This is a genomic window from Paracoccus sp. S-4012, from assembly GCF_009674885.1.
Lineage (GTDB): Bacteria > Pseudomonadota > Alphaproteobacteria > Rhodobacterales > Rhodobacteraceae > Paracoccus.
The window spans coordinates 1-24,094 of the sequence record NZ_WKKA01000017.1 but is presented as its reverse complement, the minus strand read 5'-3'; the positions used below and the strand labels follow the sequence as shown (position 1 = coordinate 24,094).

General features: G+C 70.2%; 25 protein-coding genes, 1 tRNA gene, 1 other RNA gene and 1 pseudogene. 20 read left to right on the top strand and 8 right to left on the bottom strand.

Features of this window, described 5'->3' with window-relative positions:
* A complete protein-coding gene (locus GI374_RS16050; protein ID WP_154338057.1) occupies positions 1-591 on the bottom strand; it encodes a histidine phosphatase family protein in 591 nt (196 codons plus the stop codon).
* 139 nt (positions 592-730) lie between these two features.
* On the opposite strand from GI374_RS16050, the gene GI374_RS16045 reads away from it, so the two are divergent.
* The 9 genes from GI374_RS16045 to GI374_RS16005 are packed head-to-tail and all read left to right on the top strand — an operon-like array spanning position 731 to position 9,507.
* Positions 731-1,846, top strand: a complete 1,116-nt coding sequence (locus GI374_RS16045) for an NAD-dependent epimerase/dehydratase family protein (RefSeq protein WP_154338056.1) — start codon at positions 731-733, stop codon at positions 1,844-1,846.
* A complete protein-coding gene (locus GI374_RS16040) occupies positions 1,843-2,907 on the top strand; it encodes an SDR family NAD(P)-dependent oxidoreductase (RefSeq protein ID WP_154338055.1) in 1,065 nt (354 codons plus the stop codon). The genes GI374_RS16045 and GI374_RS16040 overlap by 4 nt, the downstream gene beginning before the upstream one ends.
* Positions 2,908-2,909: 2 nt before the next feature.
* Positions 2,910-3,986: a glycosyltransferase family 4 protein gene (locus GI374_RS16035; RefSeq protein ID WP_229583409.1), complete on the top strand. Its 1,077-nt coding sequence runs from the start codon at positions 2,910-2,912 to the stop codon at positions 3,984-3,986.
* On the top strand, positions 3,983-5,092 hold the full coding sequence (locus GI374_RS16030; RefSeq protein WP_154338053.1) for a glycosyltransferase: 1,110 nt from the start codon (positions 3,983-3,985) through the stop codon (positions 5,090-5,092). Before GI374_RS16035 ends, GI374_RS16030 begins: the two co-directional genes overlap by 4 nt.
* Positions 5,089-6,162, top strand: a complete 1,074-nt coding sequence (locus tag GI374_RS16025; RefSeq protein ID WP_154338052.1) for a glycosyltransferase — start codon at positions 5,089-5,091, stop codon at positions 6,160-6,162. Before GI374_RS16030 ends, GI374_RS16025 begins: the two co-directional genes overlap by 4 nt.
* On the top strand, positions 6,159-7,235 hold the full coding sequence (locus GI374_RS16020; protein ID WP_154338051.1) for a glycosyltransferase: 1,077 nt from the start codon (positions 6,159-6,161) through the stop codon (positions 7,233-7,235). The genes GI374_RS16025 and GI374_RS16020 overlap by 4 nt, the downstream gene beginning before the upstream one ends.
* On the top strand, positions 7,232-8,266 hold the full coding sequence (locus GI374_RS16015; RefSeq protein ID WP_154338050.1) for a UDP-glucuronic acid decarboxylase family protein: 1,035 nt from the start codon (positions 7,232-7,234) through the stop codon (positions 8,264-8,266). Before GI374_RS16020 ends, GI374_RS16015 begins: the two co-directional genes overlap by 4 nt.
* Before the next feature lie 3 nt (positions 8,267-8,269).
* Positions 8,270-9,124, top strand: a complete 855-nt coding sequence (locus GI374_RS19895) for a glycosyltransferase family 9 protein (RefSeq protein ID WP_370515412.1) — start codon at positions 8,270-8,272, stop codon at positions 9,122-9,124.
* The gene (locus tag GI374_RS16005) at positions 9,121-9,507 is read left to right on the top strand and encodes a hypothetical protein (RefSeq protein WP_154338049.1); all 387 of its coding nucleotides are present in this window, start codon (positions 9,121-9,123) and stop codon (positions 9,505-9,507) included. The genes GI374_RS19895 and GI374_RS16005 overlap by 4 nt, the downstream gene beginning before the upstream one ends.
* Before the next feature lie 132 nt (positions 9,508-9,639).
* Here GI374_RS16005 and GI374_RS16000 read toward each other — a convergent pair whose 3' ends face one another.
* The 4 genes from GI374_RS16000 to GI374_RS15985 all read right to left on the bottom strand — a co-directional run bounded on the left by GI374_RS16000 (position 9,640) and on the right by GI374_RS15985 (position 12,636).
* Complete coding sequence (locus GI374_RS16000) at positions 9,640-10,593, bottom strand: DUF5996 family protein (RefSeq protein ID WP_154338048.1); 954 nt, start codon at positions 10,591-10,593, stop codon at positions 9,640-9,642.
* Between the two features lie 409 nt (positions 10,594-11,002).
* Positions 11,003-11,476, bottom strand: a complete 474-nt coding sequence (locus GI374_RS15995; RefSeq protein ID WP_154338047.1) for a hypothetical protein — start codon at positions 11,474-11,476, stop codon at positions 11,003-11,005.
* On the bottom strand, positions 11,473-12,249 hold the full coding sequence (locus tag GI374_RS15990; protein ID WP_370515411.1) for an FUSC family protein: 777 nt from the start codon (positions 12,247-12,249) through the stop codon (positions 11,473-11,475). Before GI374_RS15990 ends, GI374_RS15995 begins: the two co-directional genes overlap by 4 nt.
* A 159-nt stretch (positions 12,250-12,408) precedes the next feature.
* Positions 12,409-12,636 (bottom strand): hypothetical protein, encoded by a 228-nt coding sequence (locus GI374_RS15985; protein WP_370515410.1) that lies wholly within the window; start codon positions 12,634-12,636, stop codon positions 12,409-12,411.
* A gap of 86 nt (positions 12,637-12,722) precedes the next feature.
* Between GI374_RS15985 and GI374_RS15980 the strand changes: the two genes are divergently transcribed.
* On the top strand, positions 12,723-12,974 hold the full coding sequence (locus GI374_RS15980; RefSeq protein ID WP_154338045.1) for a DUF2312 domain-containing protein: 252 nt from the start codon (positions 12,723-12,725) through the stop codon (positions 12,972-12,974).
* Positions 12,975-12,998: 24 nt separating this feature from the next.
* Here the strand turns inward: GI374_RS15980 and GI374_RS15975 are convergent, their stop codons facing one another.
* Positions 12,999-13,859, bottom strand: a complete 861-nt coding sequence (locus GI374_RS15975) for a hypothetical protein (RefSeq protein ID WP_154338044.1) — start codon at positions 13,857-13,859, stop codon at positions 12,999-13,001.
* 133 nt (positions 13,860-13,992) lie between these two features.
* Here GI374_RS15975 and GI374_RS15970 point away from each other — a divergent pair.
* From GI374_RS15970 to GI374_RS15935, 8 genes are all read left to right on the top strand, one after another.
* A tRNA-Thr gene (locus GI374_RS15970) sits at positions 13,993-14,069 on the top strand.
* Positions 14,070-14,217: 148 nt separating this feature from the next.
* On the top strand, positions 14,218-14,646 hold the full coding sequence (locus GI374_RS15965; RefSeq protein ID WP_154338043.1) for a DoxX family protein: 429 nt from the start codon (positions 14,218-14,220) through the stop codon (positions 14,644-14,646).
* An 86-nt stretch (positions 14,647-14,732) separates the two neighbouring features.
* A complete protein-coding gene (locus GI374_RS15960) occupies positions 14,733-15,368 on the top strand; it encodes a hypothetical protein (RefSeq protein WP_154338042.1) in 636 nt (211 codons plus the stop codon).
* The gene (locus tag GI374_RS15955) at positions 15,365-15,847 is read left to right on the top strand and encodes a methyltransferase (protein ID WP_370515409.1); all 483 of its coding nucleotides are present in this window, start codon (positions 15,365-15,367) and stop codon (positions 15,845-15,847) included. Before GI374_RS15960 ends, GI374_RS15955 begins: the two co-directional genes overlap by 4 nt.
* A 65-nt stretch (positions 15,848-15,912) precedes the next feature.
* On the top strand, positions 15,913-17,199 hold the full coding sequence (locus GI374_RS15950) for a homoserine dehydrogenase (protein WP_154338079.1): 1,287 nt from the start codon (positions 15,913-15,915) through the stop codon (positions 17,197-17,199).
* A gap of 191 nt (positions 17,200-17,390) precedes the next feature.
* Entirely contained in the window at positions 17,391-18,107 is a 717-nt protein-coding gene (locus GI374_RS15945; RefSeq protein WP_154338041.1) for a ceramidase domain-containing protein, read from the top strand.
* A gap of 36 nt (positions 18,108-18,143) precedes the next feature.
* The gene (gene glpX / locus GI374_RS15940; protein WP_154338040.1) at positions 18,144-19,109 is read left to right on the top strand and encodes a class II fructose-bisphosphatase; all 966 of its coding nucleotides are present in this window, start codon (positions 18,144-18,146) and stop codon (positions 19,107-19,109) included.
* The gene (locus tag GI374_RS15935; RefSeq protein WP_154338039.1) at positions 19,106-20,371 is read left to right on the top strand and encodes a glutamate-5-semialdehyde dehydrogenase; all 1,266 of its coding nucleotides are present in this window, start codon (positions 19,106-19,108) and stop codon (positions 20,369-20,371) included. The genes glpX and GI374_RS15935 overlap by 4 nt, the downstream gene beginning before the upstream one ends.
* A gap of 60 nt (positions 20,372-20,431) precedes the next feature.
* Here GI374_RS15935 and GI374_RS15930 read toward each other — a convergent pair whose 3' ends face one another.
* On the bottom strand, positions 20,432-20,746 hold the full coding sequence (locus GI374_RS15930; protein ID WP_229583407.1) for a PepSY domain-containing protein: 315 nt from the start codon (positions 20,744-20,746) through the stop codon (positions 20,432-20,434).
* 99 nt (positions 20,747-20,845) lie between these two features.
* Between GI374_RS15930 and ssrA the strand changes: the two genes are divergently transcribed.
* Positions 20,846-21,202: a transfer-messenger RNA gene (gene ssrA / locus GI374_RS15925) on the top strand.
* Between the two features lie 133 nt (positions 21,203-21,335).
* Positions 21,336-21,806, top strand: coding sequence for an SspB family protein (locus tag GI374_RS15920; RefSeq protein WP_154338038.1), 471 nt, complete (start codon positions 21,336-21,338; stop codon positions 21,804-21,806).
* Between the two features lie 2,149 nt (positions 21,807-23,955).
* Here GI374_RS15920 and GI374_RS15915 read toward each other — a convergent pair.
* A pseudogene (locus GI374_RS15915) lies at positions 23,956-24,094 on the bottom strand (IS5/IS1182 family transposase); the annotation flags it as partial.

The window sequence follows — 24,094 nt, the reverse complement described above, 5'->3', positions numbered from 1 at the left end:
TCAGCTTCGACCGTTCAGGGTTAGGACCTGCCCGCCGCCCTGTCCATCCGGTGCGAGCCAACATATCGAAGCCGTCCCCACCTCGAACCGCAGGATGTTGTCGAGGCTGAGCCCGAGCCAATGGGCGACCAGCCCGCGGATGATGTCGCAATGGCTGACGCAGAGGACGGTCTCGCCGGCGCGGCCGAGGGCGTCGAGATGCGCCGCCGCGCGCGCCACCGCCGCGGCCATGGTCTCGCCGCCGGGTGTCGGCGCGGTGGCGCGGGCGCTGTTCCAGCGTTGCCACGCCGGGTCGCGGTCGAGTTCCGCGAAGCTGCGGCCGGACCAGTTGCCGAAGTCGATCTCGTCCAGCGCGTCCTCGACCGCCACCGGCAGGCCGAGCGCCGCGCCGAGGATTTCCGCCGTCTGCCGCGTCCGCAGCCGCGGGCTGCTCTCCACCCGGACGGCCCCGCATCCGCCGAGGTTCCGTGCCAGAACCTCGACCTCCGCCCGCCCCTCGTCGCTCAATCCGATGTCGCTCCTGCGGCCGCCGAGGACCCGCCCGACCTCCGCATGGGCGCCGTGTCGCACCAGGCCGAGGCGCGCGGTCATGCGGCGATTCCGGCGCGGGAGCGAGGGAACCCTTCTTGATCTATGTAGTTGCCGTACAGCTTCACGCTTCTCAACATTGAAGCATAAGACTGTGAACGCGCCTTGGTTTCAACCGGTGCAACAAAATGCGGGGGAAGGTTTGGAACATGTCCTCATCACCGGCGGCGCGGGTTTCATCGGCCGATTCGTCACCGACGAGCTTCTGCGGCAAGGCCACCGGGTCCGGGTTCTCGACGCGCTGATCCCCCAGGTCCACGGCGAGGGCGCCAGCCGCCCCGAGGCGCTGAACCCCGAGGCCGAGTTCCTGCACGGCGACATCCGCGACGGCGAGGCGGTCGCGTGCGCGCTGCGGGGCATCGACAGCGTCGTCCATCTCGCGGCCGAGGTCGGCGTCGGGCAGTCGATGTATGAGGTCGAACGCTACACCTCCACCAATGATGTCGGCACCGCGGTCCTGTTCGAGAAGCTGATCGACCGCCCCGTCCGTCGCGTCGTCACCGCGTCCTCCATGTCGATCTACGGCGAGGGCCTTTACCGCGACGCCGATGGCGAACTCATCGAGGACGCCGAGCGCGAGGGCATCCGCGACGGGCTGAAGCAGTGGGACCCGGTGGACGCTCAGGGGCGCCCCCTCACCCCCGTCGCCACGCCCGAATGGAAGCGCCCGAACCTCGCCTCGATCTATGCGCTCAACAAGTTCGTGCAGGAGCGCACGACCCATATCATGGCCGCGCCCTACGGGATCGAGGGCGTGTGCCTGCGCCTCTTTAACGTCTACGGCCCCGGACAGGCGCTCTCGAACCCGTATACCGGGGTGCTGGCGATCTTCGCCTCGCGCTACCTCAACGGGCAAGCGCCGATGATCTTCGAGGATGGCGAGCAGCGGCGCGATTTCGTCCATGTCTCGGACGTGGCCCGCGCCTTCGCCGAGGCGCTGACGCTGCCGCAGGCGGCGGGCGGGACGTTCAACATCGGCTCGGGGCGGGACCGCTCGGTGACCGAGGTGGCCGAGGAGCTGGGCCGCGCGATGGGCAGGAACGACCTCGCGCCGCAGATCGTCGGCAAGGCCCGGATCGGGGACATCCGGCACTGCTTCTGCGATGCCACCCTGTCGCGCGAGAGCTTGGGCTTCGAGGCCCGCACCGATTTCCGCGAGGGCCTGGGCGAACTGGCCGAATGGGTCGCCAGACAGACCGCCGTGGACCGGGTCGAGCAGGCGCGGGCCGAACTCGACAAGCGCGGGCTCGTCGCATGAGCGCGCCGGTCCTCGTCACCGGCGGCGCGGGCTTCATCGGGTCGAACCTCGCCGACCGGCTCGCGGCCGAGGGGCGGCGGGTCGTGGTCTATGACGCGCTGACCCGCGCCGGGGTGGAGCGCAACCTCGCCTGGCTCCAGTCCCGCCATGGCAGGCTGATCGAGCATATCCACGCCGATATCCGCGACCAGGCGCGGCTCGGGGCGGCGGTGCGCCAGGCTCAGGCCGTGTTCCACATGGCAGCGCAGGTGGCCGTGACGACGAGCATGGTCGAGCCGGTCGAGGACCTTGGCGTGAACCTGATCGCCACCGTGGGCCTGCTGGAGGCGCTTCGGGCCAAGGCCGACGGCACGCCGCTGATCTTCGCCTCGACCAACAAGGTCTATGGCGACCTCGCCGACCTCGACTTCCGCCGCGAGGGCGACGCCTACCTGCCGGTGGACCCCAGCGTGCGCGCGCATGGGATCGGCGAAAGCCGCCCGCTTGATTTCCACACGCCCTACGGCTGCTCCAAGGGCGGCGCCGACCAGTATGTGCTGGACTACGCCCGCAGCTTCGGGGTGCCGACCTGCGTGCTGCGGATGAGCTGCATCTACGGCCAGCGGCAGATGGGGACCGAGGATCAGGGCTGGGTCGCGCATTTCCTGATCCGGGCGCTGAAGGGCCAGCAGGTGACGCTTTTCGGCGACGGCTGTCAGGTCCGCGACATCCTCGACGTGTCGGACGCGGTCGACGCCTATCTCGCGGCGTGGAAGCGTATCGGCGCGGTCTCGGGCCGCGGCTTCAACCTCGGCGGCGGGCCGCGGAACGCCGTCAGCCTGCGGCAGCTGCTGGATTTCGTGGGCGAGATCCTCGGACGGCCGGTGGATGTGGCGTTCTCGGACTGGCGGGCGGGGGATCAGCGGTATTTCGTGGCCGACACCCGCGCGGCCGACGCGGCGCTCGGGCTCGGGCGGAAGCTCGACTGGCGCGACGGGGTCACGCGCCTCGCGCAATGGCTCGCGGCCGAGAACGGGATCAGCCTGCCCGTGCGCGGGGCGGCCCTGGCGCGGTCGGCGTAACGATGCGGCTCCTGATGACCGCCGATGCGGTGGGAGGCGTCTGGACCTATGCGCTGGAACTCGGCGCGGCGCTGCGGGGGGCGGAGGTGGTGCTGGCGGTCCTCGGCCCGGCGCCGGATGCGGGACAGCGGGCGGAGGCGAAGGCGGTTGGGCTGCGGCTGGTCGAGACGGGCCTGCCGCTCGACTGGCTCTGCGACGGGCCGCGCCCGGTTCTGGAGGCGGGCGCGGCGGTTGCCCGGCTGGCGCGGGAGATCGGGGTCGATGTGGTGCATCTGAACTCGCCCGCGCTCGCGGCGGCCGGTGGGTTCGGGTGTCCGGTCATTGCCGTGAACCATGGCTGCCTCGGGACGTGGTGGGACGCGGCCGGCAAGGGGCCGGTGGACGCCTCGCTGGCCTGGCTCCCCGACCTCGTCGGCCGCGGCCTGCGGGCGGCGGATCGCACCCTGGCCCCCACCCGCGCCTATGCCGAGGCGACCGCCCGCCGCTACGCCCTCGCCGTGCCGCCCTCCACGGTCCCCAACGGGCGCAGGCCGATGGCGCTGACGGCGGCCGAGCCGTTCCGCGGCGCCCTGACCATCGGCCGCCTCTGGGACGAGGTGAAGGACATCCCTACCGTCGACGCCGCCGCCGCCCGCCTCGACGCGCCCTTCGTCGCAATCGGCCCGACCCGCGCCCCGCACGGCGCGAGTGTCGCGCCGCGCCACCTGCAAACCCTCGGCCCGCTCCCCTCCGCCGGTCTCGCGGCATGGCTCGCCCGCCGCCCGGTCTTCGTCAGCGCCGCCCGCTTCGAGCCCTTCGGCCTCGCCGTGCTGGAGGCGGCGCAGGCCGGATGCCCGCTGGTCCTCTCCGACATCCCGACCTTCCGCGAAGTCTGGGGCGATGCCGCGCTTTTCGTGCGCCCCGGCGACGCCGCCGGCTTTGCCGATGCCGCGGCGGGGCTGCTCTCCGACGCCGCCCGCTTCGCCGCGCAGGCCGACGCCGCCCGCAGCCGCGCCGCCCGCTACACGCCGGAAGCCACCGCCGCCGCCATGACTGCGATCTACCGCGACGCCCTCCACCACCGGCGGAGCGCCGCATGAGGATCGCCTATTTCACCCATTCGCTGCAGTCCTGCTGGAACCACGGCAACGCCCATTTCCTGCGCGGCGTGCTGCGGGAACTGGCGGCGCTCGGCCACGCGGTCCGGGCGCTCGAGCCGGAAGGGGCGTGGAGCCTCGAGAACCTGCTGCGCGATCACGGCGACCATGGGCTTGCGCCGTTCCGCGAGAACTACCCGGAACTCGCGCCGCAGACCTACGCCGCCGATGCCGACCCCGTGGCGCTCGCCGCCGACGCCGACCTCGTGATCGTCCACGAATGGAACGACCCCGCCCTCGCCGCCACGCTCGGCCGCGCGCGCAAAGGAGGCGCCTCCTTCCGCCTCCTCTTCCACGACACACATCACCGCGCCGTCAGCGACCCCGACGCCATCCGCGCCTTCGACCTCTCGGGCTTCGACGGCGTGCTCGCCTTCGGCGAGGCGCTGTCGGAGGTCTATCGCCGCTGGGGCTGGGGCGAGTGCGTCTGGACCTGGCATGAGGCCGCCGACACCCTCCTCTTCCGCCCGCCCGTGCAGGAGGGCCCGCGCGAGGGCCTCGTCTGGATCGGCAACTGGGGCGACGGCGAGCGGACCGAGGAGCTGGAACGCTTTCTCTTCCGCCCGGCCCAGGAGGCGGGTCTGCTGCTCGACATCTGGGGCGTCCGCTATCCGGATGCGGCGAAGGCGACCCTCGCCCGCTGCGGCGCGCGCTACAACGGCTGGGCGCCGAACGCCGCCGCGCCCGCGATCTTCGCCCGCCACCTTGCCACTGTCCACGTCCCTCGCCGCTTCTACACCACGCTGCTGCCCGGCATCCCCACGATCCGCGTTTTCGAGGCGCTGGCCTGCGGCATCCCCCTCGTGTCGGCGCCCTGGGACGATGCCGAGGGCCTGTTCACCCCCGGCGAGGACTTCCTCACCGCCGCCGACGGCGCGCAGATGACCGCCCATCTGCGCGCCCTCACCGCCGACCCGGACCTGCGCGATGCCCTGACGACGCAGGGCCTCGCCACCATCCGCGCCCGCCACACCTGCGCCCACCGGGCGGCGGAGCTTCTGACCATCGCCGGGAAACTCGGCCTCGATCAAGGCGTTGTGCCCGCATGAAAATCGCGTTCTACGGCTCCAGCCTGCTGTCGTCCTGGTGGAACGGCGCGGCGACCTATTACCGCGGCATCCTGCATGAGCTCGCCCGCCGCGGGCACGAGATCACCTTCTACGAGCCCGACGCCTTCGACCGCCAGAGCCACCGCGACATCGACCCGCCCGATTGGTGCCGCTCGGTGGTTTATCCGGCGACCGAAGCCGCCATGCGCGGGGTGCTGGCCGAGGCGGGCCGGGCGGAGGTGGTCGTCAAGGCCAATGGCGTCGGCGTCTTCGACCGCGAACTGCTGGAGGGCGCGATCGCGCAGGCCCGGCCCGACGCGTTGAAGATCTTCTGGGACGTGGATGCAGCGGCGACCCTGGAAGAGATGCGTGCCGATCCCTCCCATCCGGTGCGGCGGGCGCTGCCGCGGCTCGACATGGTGCTGACCTATGGCGGCGGCCCGCCGGTGGTCGAGGCCTATCGCGGCTTCGGCGCGAGGCACTGCGAGCCAGTCTACAACGCGCTAGACCCCGAGACCCACTATCCGGCGCCGCCCGACCCGCGCTTCGCCGCCGACTTGGCCTTCCTCGGCAACCGCCTGCCCGACCGCGAGGCGCGGGTGGAGGAGTTCTTCCTGCGCCCCGCCGCCCTGCTGCCGGAGCGGGAGTTCCTGATCGGCGGCAACGGCTGGCATGACAAGCCGATGCCCGGCAACGTCCGGCACCTCGGCCATGTCTACACAACGGAGCACAACGCCTTCAACTGCACCCCTCTCGCGGTCCTGAACGTCGCCCGCGACAGCATGGCGAATGTCGGCTTCTCGCCCGCCACCCGCGTCTTCGAGGCGGCGGGCGCGGCGGCCTGCCTCATCACCGACGCCTGGGAGGGGATCGAGATGTTCCTCGCCCCCGACCGCGAGGTGCTGGTCGCCCGCGACGGGCAGGACGTAGCCGACCATCTGGCCGCGCTGACGCCCGAGCGGGCGCGGGCCATCGGGCAGGCGGCGCTCGCGCGGGTCAAGGCCGAGCACACCTATGAGCTTCGCGGCGCGCAGGTGGATGCGCTGCTGCGGGCACAGGTACCGGCATGAGGCTGGTGGTCCTCGGCCTCAGCCTCTCCTCCGCCTGGGGGAACGGCCATGCGACCACTTTCCGCGCGCTGCTCAAGTCCTTCGCGCGGCGCGGGCATGAGGTGCTGTTCCTCGAGCGCGACGTGCCCTGGTATGCGAGCCAGCGCGATCTGACCGACCCGGACTGGTGCCGGCTGGCATTCTATCCCGACCTGCCCGGCCTCGACCGCTGGCGCGGCGAGATCGCCGCGGCGGATGCGGTGATCGTCGGTTCCTATGTGCCGGACGGGGTTGAGGTCGCGCGGCGGGTGCAGGGCTGGGCACGGGGCGTCACGGCCTTCTACGACATCGACACGCCGATCACGCTGGCGAAACTGGAGCGCGGCGATTTCGAGTATCTCTCGCCCGAGGTGATCCCCGGCTTCGACCTCTACCTGTCCTTTACCGGCGGGCCGACGCTGCGCCATATCGAGGCGCGCTACGGCTCGCCCATGGCCCGCGCGCTCTACTGCTCGGTGGATCTCGATCTCTACGGCCCCCGCGCTGTGCCGGTCAGGTGGGACCTCTCCTATCTCGGCACATACAGCGACGACCGCCAGCCGACGCTGGACCGCCTGCTGATCGAGCCTGCCCGCGCGCGCCCCGACCTGCGCTTCGTGGTCGCCGGGCCGCAGTATCCGGCGAGTATCGACTGGCCGGAAAACGTCGAGCGGATCGAGCATTGCCCGCCCGCCGACCACGCGGCCTTCTACTCCGCCTCGCGGTTCACGCTGAACGTCACCCGCGCCGACATGATCCGCGCCGGCTGGTCGCCCTCGGTGCGGCTGTTCGAGGCCGGGGCCTGCGCCACGCCGATCATCTCGGACCGCTGGGACGGGCTCGAGACGCTTTTCGCGCCCGGGCGCGAGATCGTGCTGGCCGATACGGGCGCCGATGTGCTCGCCGCGCTCGACGGCGATGCGACCGCGATGGGGCGGGCGGCGCGGGCGCGGATCGAGGCGGCGCATACGGCGGACCATCGCGCGGCGGAGCTCGAGGCGCATCTGGCCGAGGCGCGGGCCGCCGCGGCAGCCTTGCAGGAGGACGAAGCATGACGGCGCAGGGCAGGATACGGCCGGTCAGGGACAGGGGCGAGCCGCTCACGGTGGTCGCGGGCGGCGCGGGCTTCATCGGTTCGCATCTCTGCCGGGCGCTGCTCGACCGCGGCGAGGCGGTCCTCTGCCTCGACACCCTGCAGACCTCGCGCGCCTCGAACCTCGCGGCGCTTCAGGGGCATCCACGCTTCGAGTTCCTGCGCCATGACATCACCCAGCCGCTGCCGGCCCGCGTGCTGGACCGGACGCCCCGCATCGCCCGCGTCTGGAACCTCGCCTGCGCCGCCTCGCCGCCGCGCTATCAGCGCGACCCCGAGCATACGATGCTGACCAATGTCGTCGGCACCAACAGCCTCCTGCGGCTGGCCGAGGCCGCCGGGGCGCGGTTCCTGCTGACCTCCACCAGCGAGGTCTATGGCGACCCCGAGATCCATCCGCAGCCCGAGGACTACCGCGGCGCCGTCAACTGCACCGGCCCCCGCGCCTGCTATGACGAGGGCAAGCGCGCGGCCGAGAGCCTCGCCTTCGATTACGGCCGCGCCGGGCGGGCCGAGATCCGCGTGGCACGCATCTTCAACACCTACGGCCCCAACATGGACCCCGCGGACGGGCGCGTGGTGTCGAACCTGATCTGCCAGGCGCTGCGCGGCGAGCCGCTGACGATCTACGGCGACGGCCGCCAGACGCGCAGCTTCTGCTACGTCTCGGACATGGTCGCGGGCCTGCTGGCGCTGATGGAGGCGCCGGTGGATGGAATGGAGCCGGTGAACCTCGGCAATCCGGCCGAGATCACCGTCAAGGAGTTGCTGGAGCAGGTCGTGACGCTGACCCGGACGCGCGCGCCGGTCGTCCGCCGCCCGTTGCCGCAGGACGATCCCCGCCGCCGCCGCCCGGACATCGCGCGGGCGCGCGCGCTGCTGGGCTGGGCGCCATCGGTGCCGCTGGCCGAGGGGCTGGCCGCGACCTGCGCATGGTTCGCGGCGGAACTTGGCGCCGAGGCAGGGGCGGCGCCGGCGAAGGCGAGCGTCTGAGCCGTGCAGGACTGGACCGCCGCCATGCGCTGCGGCGATTTCGCGGCCGCCTGGGCGCTTGCGGCGGCGGATGCGCCCCGCCGCGATCCGGCCACGCGGGACGATCCGCGGCTACCCTATCACCTCCGCTGGGTCTGGGACGGCGCCCCGGTCGAGGGCCGCGAGGTGCTGGTCCGCTGCTATCACGGCCTCGGCGACACGCTGATGTTCGCGCGCTTCCTGCCGCTGCTGGCGGCCCGCGCCGCCACGGTCACGGTCGAGATGCAGCCGCGCCTCCTGCCGCTCTTCCGCGGGCTTGCGGGCATCCGCCTCGTCCCCTTCGACGAGGCCGCGCCGCTGAAGCCGCACGAATGCGACCTCGAGATCATGGACCTGTCCCTCGCCCTCCGCGCCGCGCCGGAGGACGCGCCCCCGCCTTACATCAAAGCCACGCCGGCGGCGCTGCCTGAGGGAACGGTCGCGCTCTGCTGGCGGGCGGGCGGCTGGGATGACAGCCGCTCGGTGCCCGAGGGGCTGTTCGCGCGGCTGCAGGGCCACCCGCTCGTCTCGCTGGTGGAGGGGCCGACCGCGCTGCCGGTCCTCAACCCGCAGGGTTGCCCGATGGACATGCCGCTGACCGCCCGTCTGGTAGCGGGGGCCTCGCTGGTCATCACGGTGGATACGATGGTCGCGCATCTGGCGGGGGCGCTCGGGCGGCCGGTGTGGCTGCTGCTGAAGCACGATCCCGACTGGCGCTGGCCGACGGCGTCCGAGCGGACGCCGTGGTATCCGACGATGCGGATCTACCGCCAGACCGCACCGGGGGCCTGGGGCGCCATCATGGCCCGTGTCGTGGCCGACCTCGCGGCGCTGCGATGACGCCGCTCGCGCCGGTTTCCTGGGGCGAGCTGCTCGACAAGATCGCCATTCTGGAGCTCAAGGCCGTCCGCATCGCCGACCCCGCCGCCCGTGCCAACGTCGCCCGCGAGCTTGCCCTGCTGCGCGAGGTCGCCGCGCCGGCAAGGGATGCGCCGGGCCTCGCCCCCCTGCTCGCCGGTCTGGCCGCGGTCAACGCCGCCCTCTGGGACATCGAGGACGCCATCCGCGCCAAGGAGGCGCGGGCCGAGTTCGACGCCGAGTTCATCCGCCTCGCCCGCTCGGTCTACCTCACCAACGACCGCCGCTCGGCGCTGAAACGTGAGGTCAACCGCCTCCTGCGCTCGGACCTGGTCGAGGAAAAGGACCACTCCGGCGGCGGCTAGGGGCAGTCGGTGAGGGCGCTCCGCCGCGCCCGGCGCACCTTCAGCCCGCCGGGACCGATGCCGCGCGGGATGATGCGCGTGTCGATGGCGTCCACCGTGGCAGGGACGTCCTTTCGGGGCGGTCTTGATCCATCAGATGGGCCGGGGGCGAAGGGGAAGGCCCGTCGGGCATTCCAAGGCACCGCGGTCCCATCCGCCAAGATCGGCAGCGGCGCGATAGGTGCTTTCAAGGAACGCCATCAGCACGGCCTCCGGGTCGTGCGAATGCCGGACTGCGTCGTAGGGCAGCAGGAACTCGCCCATGTTCTTGTCGAAATATGCCGCTTCGGGCTCGACGGCAGCCTCGGCGAAACCTGCTGGCGCGGGGTAGGCGTAGGCGTAGAAGGCCGGGAAATCGACGCCGGCGCCGCCCGGCCAGAAGCCTGCGGATGACACCGCATGGCTGTAGGCTTCGCGGGTGACATCGTCCGGCAGTCCGGGAACGCCGCCCGGATGCGGCGGCGCCGGGCGGCCCGAGAAGCGCGTGACGGCAAGATCGAAACTGCCCCAGAACAGATGCACGGGGCTGACCTTGCCGAGAAACGAGGTCCGAAATCGCTTCATCACCCGATCGACGGCAACGCAGGCGTGGAAGAAGCGCGTGACCGCCTCGGCATCATAGGGTCGCGCGGCATGGTCCTCGGTGAACGGGACCGGGTCGGGCATCTCGTTGGGGGTGCCGTGGAAGGCGGGCGTCGCTCCGAGCGCGCGCAGCAGGTCGGTGAAGCGCCCGTGGAACTCCGCCACCGACATGGGGGCGAGCGGGAAGCGGGCCGTCCTTCCGTCGGTTCCCGATCCGGTCACGGCGTGATCCAGAAGGTCGAGCGTGATTTCCACCCCGCCCCCGGCATCGGGCACGAGCGAGGTCGTGAAGCCGCGCGCGTTGACGTAAAGGGTCGCGTGCCAGGAATGGTTCACCCATGGCGTACGGGCGAGCCGATACTTGCCGATGATCTGGGACCACAGATGCAGCGCGGTGCAGGTTTCGCTCCAGTCGGCGTATGGCAGGGCCGGCCAGTCCGTCGCGCCCATGGCGTTCCCCCTCATCCGACTGACTCCATGTCCCGGCGCTTGAGCGCAAGGCCGACGCCGCCATCCGGTCCCATCCTGCCTCGATGCGGCTCCGATGCGGGACAGCCCTCGATCAGCAGCGGCTGTTCGATCCAGCGTGTCGGAATATCGCCGCAAGCCATGTCATGGACCTCGAGCGTCGGGCCGGCGGGCCGCCGCCAGGGTCGGGGACGGCGAACAGGTGTCGGGCATCCTGTCGGGCGAGAGCATGGGGTCCTCCTCAGGCGCATTCGCGAACCGGCGGCGCAACGTGGATGCGGCAAACGCAAAGAGGATTGGTTGGCGCAATCGGGCCAGCCGCGTCGTCCATGGTAGGCGCAAGCCGCCTCGGCGTCACCTGTGTTTGGCGTCGGCGGGTTGGCGCTGCCGGCGACGATCCCGGCCATCACGACGCCGCCGTGAACCTCCTGCGGAGAGCGGACGCCTCGCGGGCTCCCTCCATCAGATCGCCGAGATCATGGCGCAGCTGATCGAGCGCGAATCCGATCCCGAACAGGCGGCCGAGTTCCGCCGTCGAGAGCGTCCGCGCCACGCCGGCCTCGCGCATGTCCTCGACCGCTGTCCTGAAGTTCCGCACCGCCGGGGCCAGCGGGTCGAAGTCCTCCGGCACCGGTTGTCCGGCGAAGACCTCGCGGATCGCACGAAGGCTGGCGGCGGCGCTTTCGGCGGCGCTCTGCCAGGAGGCGGCCGCGCTCTCGTGCAGCGCGTCGCTGCCGCCTTCGCGGGCCGCGCGGCGGAGCATGTCGATATCCTGCCGCACGCGCCGCAACGTCCGCAGCAGCCGCTGGCCATCCGGCGCTTCGGCAAGCCGGACACGTCCTTCGTGCGTGGCCTCCTCCACCGAGACGGCGAGGCTCACCAGGCTTTCCCGGGTTTTGCAGCCTTGGAAGAAAGAACCTCCTGGCAAGCGGCGCCCCCGGCCGCGAGTACCTGCAGCTGCTCGGCCATGAGGCCGACGATCCGGGCCGAGGTGTCGATCACGGATTGCGAGGCCCGTGCCGGCACGACGAGGACGGAGACCAGCAGCCCGATCCCGCACCCGAGGCCGATCCCGAGTATCCGGTGGGCGGCAAGGTTCAGCGGGCTGAGCTGCAGCCCGGCCCCGCCGAGGAGAACGATCGCGGCGGTGATGGGCGCGATGCGGAAGCCCGGCGAGCGCGCGGCCATGAGCGAGAGGGGGGCAAGCGCGATCGCCAGGGCGGCCGCGACAGAGGCCGCATCCCCCGGCCGGATCGCCAGCACGACCATGATCGCATAGACGGCGCCGAGCATCGAGCCGATGATCTGCTCGAACGCCGTCCTGAGCGAGCCGCCGAGATTGCTCTGCGTCACAACGATCGCGGTCACGGTCGCCGAGACGGCTTCCGGCAGGCCGAGCGCGTAGGACGAGGCGTAGGCGGCCGTGCTGGCCGTGGTCATGCGCAGGGAATGCGGCAGCATCCACCGGTATCGAGAGAGCCAGGTCGGCATTTCAGTCAAGGTGCTGCTTGCGTCGTGGCCAAGGCTCTGCTCCTGCGATGACCTCACCTCCCTGAGCAGGATCGACCCCCCATATCCGAGATCGCCCCGCTTCGCGAGCACGTCGAGCCGGATGTGCCATGATCGTATGCGCAGTGTGGCCTGCGTCGTCACCCAGCTTTCATACGCGCGCGCCGACGTCCGAGGAAGCCGTGCGCGCGCACGGCTTTTCGAGGCCCGCGCGACTGGCGGGGCGCCGCCTCTCTGTTTCGCTGCGTCGAGGTTACAAGCGTGTTCGGGACACTTGCCCGATCCCTCGCGCAGAAAAACGCCTCACCGCCCGAACACGCTCCCGATCACCACGAGCGCCAGCCCGATCACCGACGCCATCAGCGCCCCCATGTTCACCGCCACGACCCGCTGCATACGCGCCCTGAGCGCGGCGTCGTCCAGGCCCGCGGCCCGCGCCCGCCGCACCGCGACGATGCACCAGACGATTCCCGCCAGCCCCGCAAGCGTCACCGCGACCCCGAGCCAGACCATCCATTCCAGATTGAGCATCGCACCCCTCCGCCCCGGCCGCTTAGCGGCGATTGCATGACCCGGCAACCCGGCCTAGACACGCGCCTCGCGCACGGGAGACGACCATGAACGATCAGGGCAGTTACGACATCGCAGCCGGCGAATTGCGCCAGTTCATCGAGCAGTACGAACAGCTCGACGCGGAGAAGACGGACGTGGCCGAGCGCCAGAAGGAGCTGATGGCCGAGGCCAAGGCGCGCGGCTATGACACCAAGGTGATGCGCAAGGTGATCGCGCTGCGCAAGCGCGACAAGGACGATGTGGCCGAGGAGGAGGCGATCCTCGAGATGTACAAGGCCGCGCTCGGCATGGCCTGAGCCGCGGCTCGAAGGCCCTCGGGTTCAGGGCGACAGGAACTCCACCCCCGGCAGCGCGGCGATCATGGCGACGTCGGCCTCATAGGCGGCGGTGATGTCATCAACCACGCCCTGGTCCCAGCCCGGCATCGCGATCGAGGCGCGGACCGTTTCGGGATCGTGGTGCCCGGCCAGCAGCTCCGCCACGAGCGCGCGGCGGGCGGCGATGTCGCCCGGCGCGATCGCGCGCGCCCGCTGCCGCCACGCCTTGCGGCCCTCCTGCGTCAGCAGCCGCCCGAGGACCGCGTTGTCGCCCTTCAGCGGCTCCTCCGCAGGCACGCCCGCAATCATGCGGATCGCCTCGGGCAGCACGAAGGGCGCGTCCTCGTTGCACCAGAGGACCAGCCGCCGCCCGCCAAGCGCCTCGACCACGCCCTGCAGCGTCGGCCCCCACCGCCGTTCCACCAGATCCCCGCTCGCCGGGGGCTGCTTCTCGCGCGCGGCGAGTTCCGGGAGCAGCGTGGCGGGATTGCGGATGGCGAAGAAGAACTCGGACCGGCAGCCGGGAAGGACATCGGCGATTCCGCGCAACTTCTTCCCGGCGCCGCCGAACAGTCCCTCCGCGGCAAAGGCCCGCCGGGGGATGCCGAGGAAGGTCGTCCGGCTCATGACCAGCCGCCGCGTGTCCTCGCCCTCGACCAGCGCGTCGAGCACGACCTCCTCCATCTCGGGGGAGGCGACACCCCCCTTCAGGGCGCGGATGGCCTCGTTCAGGATCGGCTCGTTGACCGCGTTGTCCGAGATCTCGACCCGGTGCGCGGCAAGCGCGGCGCGGTTGGCCTCGAGGCAGGCGCGGATCCCCTCGTCCTCGGCACCGCGGACGCCCACGTGAAACGCGACCTGCATGGCAACTCCTCGACTGCACGGGCCCGCGACCTCTACCCGCCCGCCGCCGCGGGGAAAACCGCAATTTCCTGATCGGCGCACCCCGACCTGCTTGCCCCGCGGCAGGCCCCGGTCTATCGCAGAGGCGACCGGCGCCGGTTTAGCTCAGTCCGGTAGAGCAGCTGATTTGTAATCAGAAGGTCGGGGGTTCGAATCCCTCAACCGGCACCATGGAATCGGACCCCGGACCTCAATCGTCCACCGCCCCCCAGGGTGGCGGACCTGCCGGGGACGGACCGGCCGGGGCAGCAATGCCGGGCCTCGCGTCCCGGTCGCATCCGTGGCATCCTCCATCCCGGACCCGCGTTGGAGGACCCCCATGCGCGACGGAGACACGCCCGGCTGGGTGGCCGGCATTCTCGACAGCGACTGGTTCTGGCTGCTGACCCGGCTCGTCGTCAGCTTCATGTTCTGGATTACCGGGGTGAACTGGATCATGGACTTCCCGCAGGCGAGCGGGGCCGCCGGCATGGTCGGACTTTCGCCGGCCGGGGTATGGGGCGCGGTGCTGATCGTGTTCTACTTCGCCGCCTCGCTCCTCATGATCCTCGACCGCTGGCTGTGGCTCGGCGCCGGCGCCTGCGGGGTGTTCACGCTGCTCGCGATCTTCCTCGTGCATCCGTTCTGGACCATGCCGCCCGAGGAGGGCGCGATCCATTGGCTGACCGTGAAGGAGCACATCACCGTCATCGGCGGCCTCATGGCGGTGGCCGTCGCCTCGCACCTGCGGCGGAGCCGGCGCCCCTGAGCCCGCCGCGCGCGCCCGACCGGCTGCCGCGGGATTTTGCGGAAGCCCTCGGCCAGGCGGTCGCGGGATTCGGCTTTCTCGAGGAGGTGCTGAAGCACGCGATCCACGCGCTCTCGCACGACCGGTTGGGGGATGCGCCGACGGAGGCCGAACTCGATGAATGGGTCACGCGGATGGAGCAGATCAAGGGCGATTCCCTCGGCACGCTGATCGGGAGCCTGCTGGCCGCCTGCGACAGCTGCGGCGTCGAGCACGACATGCGGGCCGAGCTTGAGGCGATCCGCGACCGGCGCAACATGCTCTGCCATGCCTCGTGGAAGCCGGTGGCCGAGGCGGAAGGCGGCGGCTGGCGGCCGGCCTTCGTGTCGAGCCGGAACATGGAGGTGCCGGAGCGGATGGTGACGGCGGACTTGCGCGCGATCCGGGCGCGCACGCTGGCCGCGACCCGGCGGATCGGCGCGGTCGCGCGGGCGACGGGGCATGACGGGGTGGATGCCGCGCAGATCGAGGCGGAACGCGCCCGGGCCCGCGCCCGGGCGGCACGACGCGCGGCCGAGCGGCGGTTGCCGGACCAGGAGCCGGCGGCCCCAGACCCCCGGCCGGCGCTGGAGCCGGCCTCTCACTGGCACCCGCTGGATGCGGACGACGAGGCGGCCCGTCGCCGCGGCCGGCGCCACCCCGATCCCCGCCGCCCGCGGCGCGATCCCGAGGACCGGGCGTGAGCCCCCTGCCCCCCCCGAATGACCGTGGCGCCGTTATCCGTCTGACCCTCGACTATCCGCCGGTCTGGCTCGCCGGTTTCGCGGCCCTCGGCTGGGTTGCAGGCCGCGTCTGGCCGGTGATGGTGCCCGGACAGAAGACGCTCGGCTGGGTGCTCGTCGCCGGCGGGCTGGCGCTGATGGCGGCGGCGGCAGTGCAGATGCTGGCGCGGCGCACGACGCTGGACCCGCACGGGGCGCCCTCGGGCCTCGTGACCGGCGGCGTCTTCAGACTCACCCGCAATCCCATCTACCTCGCCGACGCGCTGCTGCTGGCCGGGCTCTGCCTCGCCTTCGCCGCGCCCCATGCCGCGTTGCTGCTGGTCCCGGCCTTCGTCGCGGTCATCACCGCGCGCTTCATCCGCGCCGAGGAGGCCCGCCTCGCCGCGGCTTTCCCCGATGCCTTCCCGGCCTTCCGCGCCCGGACGCGCCGCTGGCTCTGACGCCCCGCATGGACATGCCCGAGACCCCGCGCTACCACCCGCCGGTCAAACCGGAGGGCCTTTCCATGACCACGCCCCTGCGCCTCGGCATCGCCGGTCTCGGCACCGTCGGCATCGGCGTGGTGAAGATCATCCAGGCCCATGCCGACCTGCTCGCCTTGCGCAGCGGCCGCCCGGTCGAGATCACCGCCGTCTCGGCCCGCGACCGCGGCCGCAACCGCGATGCCGACATCTCGCGCTACCAGTGGGAGCCGAGCGCGGTGGACCTCGCCCGGCGCGAGGACGTGGATGTGTTCGTGGAACTGATCGGCGGCGACGAGGGCGTGGCGCGCGAGGCGATCGAGGCGGCCCTCGCCTCGGGCAAGGATGTCGTCACCGCCAACAAGGCGCTGCTGGCCATCCACGGCCAGGCTCTGGCCGAAGCCGCCGAGGCCGCGGGCCGCGTGATCCGCTTCGAGGCCGCGGTCGCGGGCGGCATCCCGGTCATCAAGACCCTGACCGAGAGCCTCGCCGGCAACCGCATCAGGCGCGTCATGGGCGTGATGAACGGCACCTGCAACTACATCCTGACGCGGATGCAGTCGGCGGGCCTGCCCTACGAGGCGGTGTTCGAGGAGGCGCGCGCGCTCGGCTATCTCGAGGCCGATCCGACCCTCGACGTGGGCGGCATCGACGCCAGCCACAAGCTCGCCATCCTCGCAGCCATCGCCTTCGGCAGCCGCCCGGCCTTCGACGCCGTCGAGATCGAGGGGATCGAGCGGGTCTCCATCGACGACATCAACCGCGCCGCCGACATGGGCTACCGCATCAAGCTGCTCGGCGTGGCGCAGATGACCGGCCGCGGGCTCGAGCAGCGCATGTCGCCCTGCCTCGTCCCCGCCGACAGCCCGCTCGGTCAGCTCGAGGGCGGCACCAACATGGTCGTGCTCGAAGGGGACGCCGTGGGCCAGATCGTGCTGCGCGGCGCGGGCGCCGGCGAAGGCCCGACCGCGAGCGCGGTCATGTCCGACATCATCGAGATCGCCCGCGGCGTGCGCCTGCCGACCTTCGGCCAGCCCGCGGCGGCGCTCGCGCGGCCGACGCCTGCCCGCACCGCCGTTCCGGCCGCCTACTACCTGCGGCTCACGCTCATCGACAAGCCGGGTGCGCTCGCCAAGGTGGCAACGGTCCTGGGCGACTCCGGCATCTCGGTCGACCGGATGCGGCAATATGGCCATGCCGCGGGCACCGCCCCGGTTCTGATCGTCACCCACAAGACCACGCCGGACGCGATCGACCACGCCATCGCGGCGCTGCCGGGAACCGGCGTGATCGAGGGTGAGCCGGTGGAACTGCGGATCGAGGAAGTCTGAAGCGCCCCTCGAGTCGCCATCTTCCTCGGCGCAAGGCAGGGTGCAGGCAATCATCGGGCGACGGTGCTGGGCCGCGACGTGCCCGCCCTTTCCTCGAGGCGCTCCCCCGTCGCTATGCTCAGGCGGCGCGGTTCCGGCTTGCCGGGGCGCTGCTCCGCGGGCAGGCTCGCCCTGCACGTGCAGGATACCTCATGCTCGACCTTGAAACCCTGACCCGCCCGGTGGACATCTACTGCGAGCGCACCGGCCCCGGCTTCTGGGCCGAACCGTGGAACGCGCTCTCGAACCTGTCCTTCATCGCCGGCGGCCTCTGGGGATGGCGGACGGCGACGGCGCGGGGCGAGCGGAGCGCGGCGGTCTGGACGCTGATCTGGCTCGCCTTCGCCATCGGCGTCGGCAGCTTCCTGTTTCACACATTCGCGCAGGTCTGGGCGGTGTTCGCCGACACGATCCCAATCTGGGCCTTCGTCGCGCTCGGCAGCGGCATCGCAGCGGTCAGGATCGGGGGCTTCCGGCCGGGCACCGTGCTGGTCGCCTTCCTCGTGCTGATCGGGGTTGGCGCCATGCTCTCGGCCTCGGGTGGCAGCAGCGCCGAGACCCATGAGCCGCCGCCGCTGAACGGCTCGCTGCAATACGCCCCCGCGGTCCTCGCCCTCGCGGTCTTTGCAGTCCTCGGCTACGCGTGCCGCCACCCCCTGCGCCACTGGGTCGCGGCGGCGCTCGTCACCTTCCTGCTGTCGCTCACCGCGCGGACCTTCGACATGGCCGTCTGCGAGAGCCTGCCCACCGGCCTGCACTGGATCTGGCACCTGATGAACGGGCTGCTGATCGGCCTCGTGCTGCAGATCGTCATCCGCGCCGGCGACCCTGTCCGCCCCGGACTTGCCGCAGGCAGGGCGCGCGCCTAGAAGCTGGGGCATCCCCCACGCCCAAGGACGCCGCACATGGACACGCCCACCGATTTCAACGACCGGATGCTCTCGCTCGGCCTCGCCCGCGTCAGCGAGGCCGCGGCCCATGCCTCGGCCCGGCTGATCGGCCGCGGCGACGAGAAGGCGGCTGACCAGGCGGCGGTCAACGCCATGCGCGACCAGCTCAACAAGCTCGACATCCGCGGCACCGTAGTCATCGGCGAGGGCGAGCGCGACGAGGCGCCGATGCTGTTCATCGGCGAGGAGGTCGGAACCGGCGAGGGGCCGGTGGTGGACATCGCGCTCGACCCGCTGGAAGGCACGACGCTGACTGCCAAGGACATGCCGAACGCGCTGACGGTCATCAGCATGGCCCCGCGCGGCACGCTGCTGCACGCGCCGGATGTCTACATGGACAAGCTGGCGGTCGGTCCGGGGCTGCCCGAGAACGTCGTCAGCTTTGACATGTCGCCCTCCGAGCGGGTCTTCGCGCTCGCCCGCGCGCAGGGCGTGAAGCCCACCGACATCACCTGCTGCATCCTCGAGCGCCCGCGGCATGAGGACCTGATCCGCGAGGTCCGCTCGACCGGCGCCTCGATCCGGCTCATCACCGACGGCGACGTGGCGGGCGTAATCCACGTGGCCGAGAGCGAGATCACCGGCATCGACATGTATATGGGCTCGGGCGGCGCTCCCGAGGGGGTGCTGGCGGCGTCGGCGCTGAAATGCATGGGCGGGCAGATCTGGGGCCGGCTGACCTTCCGCAACGACGAGGAGCGCGGCCGCGCCTACAAGGCCGGCATCACCGATCTCGACCGCATCTATTCGCGCGACGAGATGGTGACGGCGGACGTGATCTTCGCGGCGACGGGCGTCACCAACGGCTCGATCGTCAAGGGCGTGCGCCGCGAGCCGCATTTCATCGAGACCGAGACGATCCTGATGCGCTCCAAGACCGGCTCGATCCGGCGGATGATCTACCGGAACCCGATCCGATGACAGACATGACCCAGGACGCCACCGCCCTCGTGACGCGGATGGCATCGGCGGCGCGCGAGGCGGCGGCGGTGCTGGCCACCGCCACGGCCGAGCGCAAGCACGCGGCGCTGATCGGCGCGGCCGAGGCGATGAAGGCGCGGCGCGATGCGATCCTGATGGCGAATGCCGAGGATCTCGTGGCCGCCGAGGCGCGCGGGCTGACGCCGGCTATGCTCGACCGCCTGACGCTCGACGACCGCGGCATCGACGCCATCGCGGACAGCCTGCGCGCCGTCGCCGAGCAACCCGACCCGGTCGGCCGGGTGCTGGCGGAATGGGACCGGCCGAACGGCCTGCACATCCAGCGGGTCTCGACCCCGATCGGCGTCCTCGGCGTGATCTACGAGAGCCGCCCGAACGTGACCGCCGACGCGGGCGCGCTCGCGTTGAAGTCGGGCAATGCGGTGATCCTGCGCGGCGGGTCCGAGAGCCTGCACAGCTCCGCCGCGATCCATGCCTGCATGGTCGAGGGGCTGCGACAGGCGGGACTGCCGGAGGCGGCGATCCAGATGGTGCCGACGCCGGACCGCGCCGTGGTCGGCGCCATGCTGGCGGCGCAGGGGCAGATCGACGTCATCATCCCGCGCGGCGGCAAGGGCCTCGTGGCCCGCGTGCAGGCCGAGGCGCGGGTGCCGGTCTTCGCCCATCTCGAGGGCGTCTGCCACGTCTATGCCGACGGCGACGCGGATCTGGAGAAGGCCCGGCGCGTGGTGCTGAACGCCAAGACCCGCCGCACCGGCATCTGCGGCGCGGCGGAATGCCTGCTGATCGACTGGCAGTTCTGGACCAAGCATGGCGAGGTGCTGGTCCGCGACCTGCTGGATGCCGGCGTCGAGGTCCGGGCCGAGGGGGATCTGGCGAAGATCGCGGGCACGGTCCCGGCTGCCCCGGAGGATTTCGGCCGCGAGTTCCTCGACCGGGTGATCGCCGCCCGGCTGGTGGACGGCGTGGACGAGGCGATCGCGCATATCCGCCGCTACGGCTCGGGTCATACGGAAGCGATCCTGACCGAGAACGACGCCACGGCCGAGCGCTTCTTCCGCGAGCTCGACAGCGCCATCCTGATGCGTAACGCCTCGACCCAGTTCGCGGACGGGGGCGAGTTCGGCATGGGGGCGGAAATCGGCATCGCCACCGGCAAGCTGCATGCGCGGGGCCCCGTGGGGGCCGAGCAGCTGACGAGCATCAAGTATCTTGTGACCGGGGACGGCACCACGCGGTGAAATGACAAGCGGCCCCGAGGCGGGGAGCCTCGGGCCGCAGCTTGGCACAGCTTCCGGTGATTACCGGGGCCGTTCCTCGCCCGTCGTCGGATCGATCTTCACCTCGGTTTCGGAGCCGTTGGCGTTGCGGTACTCGATTTCCCAGTAGCCGTCGTCGTCCCAGTCCACATCCTCGATCTGCTGAAGATCGGCGCCAACGCGTGCCTCGAGCGCGGCGATCACCTCCGAAAGCGGCAGCATCCCGCTTGTGGTCGTGGTCGCAGCGGTCGTTGCGGCCGGGGCAGCGGCGGCGTCGCCGGCGGGCGCCGGGGTGGTCTGGGCCAGACTGGCCGCCGGGATCATGGCAGTGAGCATGGCTGCGGCAAGCAGGCGCATGAGGACTCTCCATCGCTTGTCATGAGCCCGGAGAACGGCCGCGGGCGCGCTCGGGTTCCGCGCGCCTTGGCCAGCGACGGACCAACACCCCCCAGCGAAGCCCTTGCCAGAGGCCTACGCCGGCCCTAGATTGATCCTGCCCGGAGCAATCCGGGCTATGGGCATAAACGCGCACGTAATAGACGGATCGGACCCGGGGGCGGTACCCGGCGGCTCCACCAAAGCACCCTCGTTGGGGGACCATGGGGCCGAAACAGGATCGACGGACGTTCAAAGGTGTTGGCTTTGTCCCGGTGAGGTACCACCGTTATCGGTCCGAAAAGTACAGTTGCCAACGACAACCGTGCTCCGGTCGCTCTGGCTGCGTAAGCAGCTCGGGTAACCGAAAACTGAAGTCCTGACGCTTAGCCGCGGCAGGCGGGGCCCCCAGGCGCCTGGCAACAGAAGCCTGGGACTTTCCATCCCGATAGTGTTGACGGCACCTCCCCGCCCGCGGTTGGCGCGCAGGGGTTTCCCCCCCCTCCCCCCCCGCATATTGTGGCCCCGACTCGCGGGGGTGCAGCCCCGGCGGCGCGGCGAAAGGGACCAGATGCCACGCTCCATTGACTACGGCGGCATGATGCACCGCGCCATGCAGGGGCTGATCGCCGACGTGCTGCGCACCGTCGCCAGCGGCGGGCTGCCCGGCGCGCACCACTTCTTCATCACGTTTGACACCCGCGAGGAGGGCGTCGAGATGTCGGACGCGCTGCGCGAGCGTTATCCGGAGGAGATGACGGTTGTCCTGCAGCACTGGTTCGACGCGCTCGAGGTCGATCGCCTCGGGTTTGCCGTCACGCTGAACTTCGGCAACATCCCCGAGCGCGTGCGCGTGCCCTTCGACGCGGTCCGCACCTTCGTCGACCCCTCGGTCGAGTTCGGGCTGCGCTTCGAGACCCAGGACAGCGACGGTGACGGCGATGACGGCGGCGACGGCGTCCCCGAGGCCCCGACCGAGGTCGACGCCCCCGAGGAGCGCGGCTCGGCCGAGGTCGTCAGCCTCGACAAGTGGCGCAAGTAGCCGCCACGCGCCCCTGCGCCCGGCCGCCAAACGGATGTCAAGCCCGCACCGTAGCTGCGCCCGCAGCATCGCTGCGGGAGCCTCCATGCCGTCCGCCCGGTCCGTGTTCCTCGGCCAGTTGATGCGTCGTCCGTGCAGGGTCACCGCGCGCCGGGTTCTCGAGCGGAACGGTCGCCGCTGAGATGGCGCTTCCGCGGGACGCCTCGGTCAAGGCCGCCCTCAACGCACTGGCGACGAAAGGCTCCGGCAACAGCCTGACGATCGGTGACGCCGCCGTCCCCTTCTGGGCTCGCGGCGATGCGCCCGAAACTCAGGATGAGCTTGAGGCCGCGGCCGAGGATGCGTCAGGGCTGCTTTCGCGACGAACACGGCCGGACAGACGGACGAGCGCGACGAGGGGCGGCTCCGCACGCAGTTGACGGGCGGTGGCACAGTGCCGCGTCCCGGGCACCACGCTTAACCCTCGGGATGCTCGTCTTTCGTCCTCCGCCTTAAAGCGGCTGTTAAGCCTGCCTTGGCGCCCTTGAAAGAATGGTGGGTGATAACGGATTGGCCACCATCCACTCAAGCTGTTGACATTGCTCGACTACTGAGAGCGTTGGTTGTTTCGTGTCACACCTGTGTGTCACACCGCGGCCCAAGGCGTGCAAGCCAGTACCGGTTTTCGCAGTCGCCGAGGCTGCTATGCTTGTCTTGCCAAACCGGCTCCGGACGAAGAATTTTGGGCAGATTTTGGCATCTGCCACCCGTACGACGCCGATCTTCCATCTGGGCTCCCTCGGTTTCGCTGTGGCGTTCTGAAGTCAGAACCGACTATCGAAGCCAGAAAGATGAAAGCGGTCGCGAGTGCAAGGGCGGAAGCGAACAGGTCGCCGGGCGAGGCTTTCCTAGTCCTTCAGGTGGGCGCAGACTTGTGTATAAGCCCATGACCAGTGCGATGTTGGGATACTTGGAGTAGTCTGCGTTGAAGAAGCCGCGAGGACCGAAGGTCGACAGGACCCCAGGTGAGCTTCAAGAGCTATACCATGACGCGGTAGACGCACTAGCCGCCTCTTGTAATCGCTTTGACCGCGGCGACACGCGTGAGTATCGTCATATAGCAGCTGCTATACGCACTCTTTGCCACGACACCGGCATGTCAAAATCGCTTCTGGGGCAGGTTGGCCTTAAGAACCGCAACTTTCTCACCAGCAGCCCAGCTATCCAGCCCGGCAATCGCTTGAGCGAATGTCACCTAGTGGAATTATTGATGCGCCCCAAGGTCTCGGGAAAGCCTGCCGCTTGGCGTTGCATTTGACGACTGGTGGACAACAGCAGTTATGTGCAGCCGAACGGAAGTAGTTTCTCCCGCAGCGACTTAATCCGTTGTGTTGAGGACCAGGATGGCGGTGTTCACGTGGACCCTGCCATCGACGCAGCTTTTCAGGCAATGAGAAATGAAGCCTTCACGTATACTGACGGCAGATCCACTACAGAGCATGTAGATCGGCATGCAGTAAGGCAGATTGCGCACGGGTTATGTAAGTCTCTGAGGCCAAGCCTACGAAGAGCTCACCGGCCAATGGGCGCGTATGCACTAGTAAGAGTTCCAAGCTTCCGGGAAGTCGGCAGCCCCGAAACCCCGGCGCCTGATGGGTATCACACGACTTTGCCATATGCCTTATGCACGTGTGGGTCATATTTGCGCTTTGATGACTGCCACTGAAAAGGCGCATCCGCGCCATTGAATATGCAGCATGTTGGGATAGAATAATGGCGCCGTTTGGCGCTGCTTATGCCAGATTTGGATTTGAAATCAATTGACGGGGCGCGCTCCCGCTATCATGCGATAATTCTAACGTCCACGTTTGAAATGCCGCATGTTGGCGGGACCGGAGCCGCCCATCCTACGACCACTTGATGATGCTCACCCGGCCCGGGATTGATTTGCGCCTGTGGGTTGCCTCCGTAAGACGAGGGCAACACTGTTGCAGTCAGGTGAGCATCGGAACGAACATTAGCAGCAGGGCAATGTAAGTTGCAACGAAGATCAGGTTGCGGAACGGCATCGCGACAACGCCGATCTTTCCCTGGACATTGGGGCTGCACGGTGCCCGCCAGCGCCTCTAAGGCTGTCCTGCCTAGTTGGGGCCGGTGGCGCTTGGCCTGTCTAGGGCGCGGCCTCAATTGCGCGCAGCCAAATCCTTGCGGAGGCGAGGGCGACGGCGGCAAGGAAGTTGGTTGCGTGCTTTTCGAAGCGCGTGGCGATGCGGCGGAACTGCTTGAGTTTGCAGAAGAAGCGCTCGATC

Bases quoted from the DNA above. Each gene is read 5' to 3' on its own strand.
- GI374_RS16050 (WP_154338057.1), bottom strand. From the start codon at position 591: ATGACCGCGCGCCTCGGCCTGGTGCGACACGGCGCCCATGCGGAGGTC.
- GI374_RS16040 (WP_154338055.1), top strand. From the start codon at position 1,843: ATGAGCGCGCCGGTCCTCGTCACCGGCGGCGCGGGCTTCATCGGGTCG.
- GI374_RS16035 (WP_229583409.1), top strand. From the start codon at position 2,910: ATGCGGCTCCTGATGACCGCCGATGCGGTGGGAGGCGTCTGGACCTAT.
- GI374_RS16030 (WP_154338053.1), top strand. From the start codon at position 3,983: ATGAGGATCGCCTATTTCACCCATTCGCTGCAGTCCTGCTGGAACCAC.
- GI374_RS16025 (WP_154338052.1), top strand. From the start codon at position 5,089: ATGAAAATCGCGTTCTACGGCTCCAGCCTGCTGTCGTCCTGGTGGAAC.
- GI374_RS16020 (WP_154338051.1), top strand. From the start codon at position 6,159: ATGAGGCTGGTGGTCCTCGGCCTCAGCCTCTCCTCCGCCTGGGGGAAC.
- GI374_RS16015 (WP_154338050.1), top strand. From the start codon at position 7,232: ATGACGGCGCAGGGCAGGATACGGCCGGTCAGGGACAGGGGCGAGCCG.
- GI374_RS16005 (WP_154338049.1), top strand. From the start codon at position 9,121: ATGACGCCGCTCGCGCCGGTTTCCTGGGGCGAGCTGCTCGACAAGATC.
- GI374_RS16000 (WP_154338048.1), bottom strand. From the start codon at position 10,593: ATGAGGGGGAACGCCATGGGCGCGACGGACTGGCCGGCCCTGCCATAC.
- GI374_RS15985 (WP_370515410.1), bottom strand. From the start codon at position 12,636: ATGCTCAATCTGGAATGGATGGTCTGGCTCGGGGTCGCGGTGACGCTT.
- GI374_RS15980 (WP_154338045.1), top strand. From the start codon at position 12,723: ATGAACGATCAGGGCAGTTACGACATCGCAGCCGGCGAATTGCGCCAG.
- GI374_RS15975 (WP_154338044.1), bottom strand. From the start codon at position 13,859: ATGCAGGTCGCGTTTCACGTGGGCGTCCGCGGTGCCGAGGACGAGGGG.
- GI374_RS15965 (WP_154338043.1), top strand. From the start codon at position 14,218: ATGCGCGACGGAGACACGCCCGGCTGGGTGGCCGGCATTCTCGACAGC.
- GI374_RS15950 (WP_154338079.1), top strand. From the start codon at position 15,913: ATGACCACGCCCCTGCGCCTCGGCATCGCCGGTCTCGGCACCGTCGGC.
- GI374_RS15945 (WP_154338041.1), top strand. From the start codon at position 17,391: ATGCTCGACCTTGAAACCCTGACCCGCCCGGTGGACATCTACTGCGAG.
- glpX (WP_154338040.1), top strand. From the start codon at position 18,144: ATGGACACGCCCACCGATTTCAACGACCGGATGCTCTCGCTCGGCCTC.
- GI374_RS15935 (WP_154338039.1), top strand. From the start codon at position 19,106: ATGACAGACATGACCCAGGACGCCACCGCCCTCGTGACGCGGATGGCA.
- GI374_RS15930 (WP_229583407.1), bottom strand. From the start codon at position 20,746: ATGCGCCTGCTTGCCGCAGCCATGCTCACTGCCATGATCCCGGCGGCC.
- GI374_RS15920 (WP_154338038.1), top strand. From the start codon at position 21,336: ATGCCACGCTCCATTGACTACGGCGGCATGATGCACCGCGCCATGCAG.